The following is a 4,933-nucleotide window of genomic DNA, read 5'->3' on the forward strand; positions in this document are numbered from 1 at the left end:
AGGATTTCTACTACTGGCTGGCCGCGTTCGACCTGGTGGGCCTGCAGACCGAGGCCGACGTGGCGCGCTGCCTCGAATCCTACCGCGCGCACCGCGCCGGCGAGATGCTGTTCGACGGCTGCCTGAAGTACCACGAGGACGTGTTCGAGGTCCGCTCGTTCCCGATCGGCATCGACGGCGAGACCTTCACCTCGCTCGCCGCGAAGCCGCCGCCGCACGACCCTGTGCACATCCGCGACGACACCAAGCTGATCATCGGCGTCGATCGGCTGGATTACTCCAAGGGCATTCCCCACCGCGTCCGCGGCTTCGGCAAGTGGCTGGAGACCCGAAGCCCCGATACGCCGCGCGCGACGCTGATCCAGATCACGCCGCCCTCGCGCGAGTCGGTGAACGCCTACAAGGACATCGCGCGCGAACTCGAGGCGCTTGTGGGGCATCTCAACGGCCGCTACGCCGATCTCGACTGGACGCCGATCCGGCTGATCGAGCGCCCCCTGCCGCGCGAGGTGATCGCGCCGCTCTACCGTATGGCGCATGTCGCGCTGGTCACGCCGCTGGCCGACGGCATGAACCTGGTGGCCAAGGAATACGTTGCGGCGCAGGACCCCGAGGATCCCGGCGTGCTGATCCTGTCGCGGTCGGCCGGGGCGGCCGAACAGATGACCGAGGCGCTGCTGGTGAACCCCCACGATTCCGAGGAGGTCGCCGAGGCGATCCAGCAGGCGCTGCTGATGCCGTTGGCCGAGCGCCGGGCGCGCCATGCCGCGCTGATGCAGGTGGTGCGCGAGACGGACATCTTCGACTGGGGCGAGACGTTTCTGGAGCGCCTGAACGGCATCGACCGCAAGACGCTGCTGGCGATGGCGTCGGGCCGGTCCTGACATGCGGGATCTGGTAGGCCTGGAGGGACTTGAACCCCCAACCAAGGCGTTATGAGCGCCCTGCTCTAACCAATTGAGCTACAGGCCCACCGTGGCGCTTTCCCTAGCAGAGCGGCCCCAAGGGTCAAGCCGGGAGATTGCAGCACTCCGCGCGATGGGCTAAGCGCCTGCCAAAGCGGAGTGACAGGTATGAGCGAAAAGGGCAGCGGGCTGACCTACAGCGCGGCGGGCGTCGACATCGAGGCCGGCAACGCGCTGGTCGAGCGCATCAAGCCGGCGGCGAAACGGACCGAACGGCCCGGTACGATGGCGGGGCTCGGAGGTTTCGGCGCGCTGTTCGACCTGAAGGCCGCGGGCTACGACGACCCGGTGCTGGTCGCGGCGACCGACGGCGTGGGCACCAAGCTGCGCATCGCCATCGACACCGGCCATGTGGCGGGGGTGGGCGTCGACCTCGTCGCCATGTGCGTCAACGACCTCGTGTGCCAAGGTGCCGAGCCGCTGTTCTTCCTCGACTACTTCGCCACCGGCAAGCTCGATACCGATACCGCCGCGCGGGTGATCGAGGGCATCGCCGACGGCTGCGCGCAGGCCGGCTGCGCCCTGATCGGCGGCGAGACCGCCGAGATGCCGGGCATGTACCCGGCAGGAGATTTCGACCTTGCAGGCTTCGCCGTGGGCGCGATGGAGCGCGGCACCGCGCTGCCCGACGGCGTGGTCGCGGGCGACGTGCTGCTGGGCCTCGCCTCGGACGGGGTGCATTCGAACGGCTACTCGCTGGTGCGCCGGATCGTCGAGCGTGCGGGCCTCGGCTGGGACGATGCCGCGCCCTTCGCCGACGGTCCGCTGGGTGCGGCGCTGCTGACGCCGACGCGCCTTTACGTCCGCCCGGCGCTGGACGCGATCCGCGCAGGCGGCGTGCATGCGCTGGCCCACATCACCGGCGGCGGGCTGACCGAGAACCTGCCGCGTGTCCTGCCCGATGGCCTGGGCGCCACGATCGACCTCGGCGCCATCGCGGCGCCGCCGGTCTTCGGCTGGCTGCGCGATGCCGGCGGCGTCGAGCAAGCCGAGATGCTGCGCGCCTTCAACTGCGGCATCGGCATGGTCGCGGTGGTGGCCGAGGACCGCGCGGAGGCGCTGGCCGCGCAGCTGCGCGACGCCGGAGAGACGGTCTGCATGCTCGGCCGCGTCACTGAAGGGCAGGGGGTGGCGTACGAGGGCCGGCTCGCGTGACGCGCGTCGGCATCCTGATCTCGGGCAGCGGCACGAACATGCAGACGCTGGTCGACAGCATGACCGGCGAGCACCCGGCCCGTGCCTGCGTGGTGCTGTCGAACGTGCCGGGCGCGGGCGGGCTGGCCAAGGCCGCTGCACGTGGCGTGCCGACCGAGACGGTGGATCACCGCCCCTTCGGCCGCGACCGCGCGGCGTTCGAGAGCGCTCTGGACGCGGCGCTGGCGCCCCATGCGCCGGACATCCTGTGCCTTGCGGGCTTCATGCGCGTGCTGACCGAGGATTTCGTCGCGCGCTGGGCCGGGCGGATGCTGAACATCCACCCGTCTCTGCTGCCGAAGTACCGCGGCCTCGATACACACGCCCGCGCGCTCGCCGCCGGCGAGGCCGAGCATGGCTGCACCGTGCACGCCGTCACGCCCGCGCTGGACGATGGCCCGATCCTGGGCCAGGCGCGGCTGCGGGTCGCGCCGGACGACACGCCCCAGACGCTGTCCGCGCGGGTGCAGGCGCTGGAACATCGGCTTTACCCGCTGGTGCTGCGCCGCTTCGCCGACGGCATCACCGACCCCGTCACGCTGGACTGACGGGGCCCGTTCCAATCCACGGCTCCTTCGCCTATCAAAGGGCGTCGACGACGCCGCCAGACAGGAAGGCCCGAGCATGCAGACGATCACCGAGACAGAGGCGCTTGCGGCGTTCTGCGCGCGGGCGCACGAGGCGCCCTACGTCACCGTCGACACTGAGTTCCTGCGCGAGCGGACGTATTATTCCAAGCTGTGCCTCGTGCAGCTGGCGCTGCCGGGCCGGGGCGAGGACGACGCCGTGCTGGTCGACCCGCTGGTCGAGGGCCTGTCGCTCGACCCGCTGATGAAGTTGTTCCGCGACGAGAGCGTGGTCAAGGTGTTCCACGCCGCGCGGCAGGACCTCGAGATCTTCCAGATCGACCACGGGGTGATCCCGGCGCCGCTGTTCGACACGCAGGTCGCCGCGATGGTCTGCGGCTTCGGCGAGCAGGTCGGCTACGAAACGCTGGTCAAGCGCATCGCCAAGGGCAGCGTCGACAAGTCCTCGCGCTTCACCGACTGGTCGCGCCGGCCGCTGACCGACGCGCAGAAGACCTATGCGCTGGCCGACGTGACCCATCTGCGCGACATCTACGAATTCCTCGCCGCCAAGCTGGAAGAGACCGGGCGCGAGCGCTGGGTCGCCGAGGAGGTCGCCGTGCTGACCGACCCCGAGACCTACATCACCCGTCCGCGCGACGCGTGGAAGCGGATCAAGACGCGCTCGAACAGCCCGCGTTTCCTGGCGATCGTGCGCGAACTTGCCGCCTTCCGCGAGGCCTACGCCCAGTCGCGCAACATCCCCCGCAACCGCGTGTTCAAGGACGACGCGCTGGTCGAGCTGGCCTCGACCAAGCCCGCGAACCTGCAGGACCTGGGCCGTTCGCGGCTGCTGCTGCGCGAGGCCCGCAAGGGCGAGATCGCCGAGGGCATCCTCGCATCCGTCGCCACCGGGCAGACCTGCCCGAAGGAAGACCTGCCCGAGGCCGAGCGCGGCCGCGACAACGACCAGGTGAACCCGGCGCTGGCCGATCTGCTGCGCGTGCTGCTGAAGGCCAAGACCGAGACCTACGGCGTGGCCTCCAAGCTGATCGCGCAGGCGGCCGATCTCGACCGCATCGCCGGCGGCGCGCGCGACGTGGCGGCACTCAAGGGCTGGCGGCGCGAAGTCTTCGGCGACGACGCCTTGCGCCTGTGCGAAGGCCGCATCGCGCTGGCCGCCGAGGGCGAGCGCGTGAGCGTGATCGAACTCTAGAGGTCCAGCTCGATCCAGACCGGCACGTGATCCGACGGCTTCTCGCGGTCGCGGATCTCCTTGTCGATCCGGCAGTCGACCAGCATGTCGGCGGCCTGCGGGCTCAGCAGCATGTGGTCGATGCGGATGCCCTTGTTCCGCGGCCAGGCATTGGCCTGGTAATCCCAGAACGAGTACTGCCCCGGCGCGGCTGAGCGCGCTCGGAAGGCATCGGTGAAGCCGAGGTTGAGCACCCGGTGGAAGGCCGCGCGGGTCTGCGGCAGGTACAGCGCGTCGTCCTCCCAGGCCTTGGGGTCGTGCACGTCCTCGGGCTGCGGGATGACGTTGTAGTCGCCCGCCATCACCGCCGGCATCTCGTCCGCCAGAAGGGCGCGGGCGCGGGTCTCGAGCCGCTCCATCCAGGCCAGCTTGTAGTCGTATTTCGGACCCGGGGCAGGGTTACCGTTGGGCAAGTAGAGGCCGCACAGGCGCACGGCGTCGCGCTCACCGGTCACGGTCGCCTCGATCCAGCGGGCCTGTTCGTCGGTGTCGTCGCCGGGCAGGCCGTGGACCACGTCCTCGAGCGGGTGTTTGGACAGGATCGCCACACCGTTGAAGCCCTTCTGGCCGTGCGTCTCGACATTGTAGCCGCGATCCTCGAAGGGCTCGCGCGGGAACGCCTCGTCGACCGACTTGATCTCCTGGCACAGCACGACGTCGGGCTGCGCCTCGTCCAGCCAGTCGGTCAGCGCGGTCAGACGCGCCTTGATGCCGTTGATGTTGAACGTCGCGATCTTCACCACAAAGCCCTCCTGTGCGGGGCTCCCTTGTGGCCCGCGACGGGACCGCGCGCAAGCGTCCGGGGCGGGATGATTCGGCGGTTTTCGTTGCCGAACGGGGCGTTGCGGCGGGCGCAGAAATTTTATCCACAGAAAAAATCGTTCTGTGGACACCATCAAATCAAATTTGGTCGGCGAAAAGTTGCCGACCGACGTTCATGTGGATAATACACG

5 protein-coding genes and 1 tRNA gene are annotated in these 4,933 nt (G+C 69.3%); 4 read left to right on the forward strand and 2 right to left on the reverse strand.

Features of this window, described 5'->3' with window-relative positions:
• The coding region (locus tag ACFDTC_RS17385) for a trehalose-6-phosphate synthase (protein WP_375260140.1) at positions 1-884 on the forward strand (884 nt) is incomplete at its 5' end.
• Between the two features lie 11 nt (positions 885-895).
• Here the strand turns inward: ACFDTC_RS17385 and ACFDTC_RS17390 are convergent.
• Positions 896-972: transfer RNA gene (locus ACFDTC_RS17390), tRNA-Ile, on the reverse strand.
• A 101-nt stretch (positions 973-1,073) separates the two neighbouring features.
• Here ACFDTC_RS17390 and purM point away from each other — a divergent pair.
• The 3 genes from purM (at position 1,074) to rnd (ending at position 3,941) form a co-directional block, all read left to right on the forward strand.
• The gene (gene purM / locus ACFDTC_RS17395) at positions 1,074-2,120 is read left to right on the forward strand and encodes a phosphoribosylformylglycinamidine cyclo-ligase (RefSeq protein WP_375260141.1); all 1,047 of its coding nucleotides are present in this window, start codon (positions 1,074-1,076) and stop codon (positions 2,118-2,120) included.
• Entirely contained in the window at positions 2,117-2,707 is a 591-nt protein-coding gene (gene purN / locus ACFDTC_RS17400; RefSeq protein ID WP_375260142.1) for a phosphoribosylglycinamide formyltransferase, read from the forward strand. Before purM ends, purN begins: the two co-directional genes overlap by 4 nt.
• 76 nt (positions 2,708-2,783) lie before the next feature.
• Positions 2,784-3,941 carry a ribonuclease D gene (rnd, locus tag ACFDTC_RS17405; protein ID WP_375260143.1) on the forward strand — a complete coding sequence of 386 codons (1,158 nt, stop codon included), beginning with the start codon at positions 2,784-2,786 and terminating at the stop codon, positions 3,939-3,941.
• Here rnd and xth read toward each other — a convergent pair.
• Positions 3,938-4,720, reverse strand: coding sequence for an exodeoxyribonuclease III (gene xth, locus ACFDTC_RS17410; RefSeq protein ID WP_375260144.1), 783 nt, complete (start codon positions 4,718-4,720; stop codon positions 3,938-3,940). The genes rnd and xth overlap by 4 nt on opposite strands.
• Positions 4,721-4,933: the final 213 nt, after the last annotated feature.

Source organism: Citreimonas sp. (assembly GCF_042096055.1).
Taxonomy (GTDB): domain Bacteria; phylum Pseudomonadota; class Alphaproteobacteria; order Rhodobacterales; family Rhodobacteraceae; genus Citreimonas.

What these genes read in the sequence shown, in the direction of transcription:
- rnd (WP_375260143.1), top strand. Translation starts at nt 2,784, where the DNA reads ATGCAGACGATCACCGAGACAGAGGCGCTTGCGGCGTTCTGCGCGCGG.
- purM (WP_375260141.1), top strand. Translation starts at nt 1,074, where the DNA reads ATGAGCGAAAAGGGCAGCGGGCTGACCTACAGCGCGGCGGGCGTCGAC.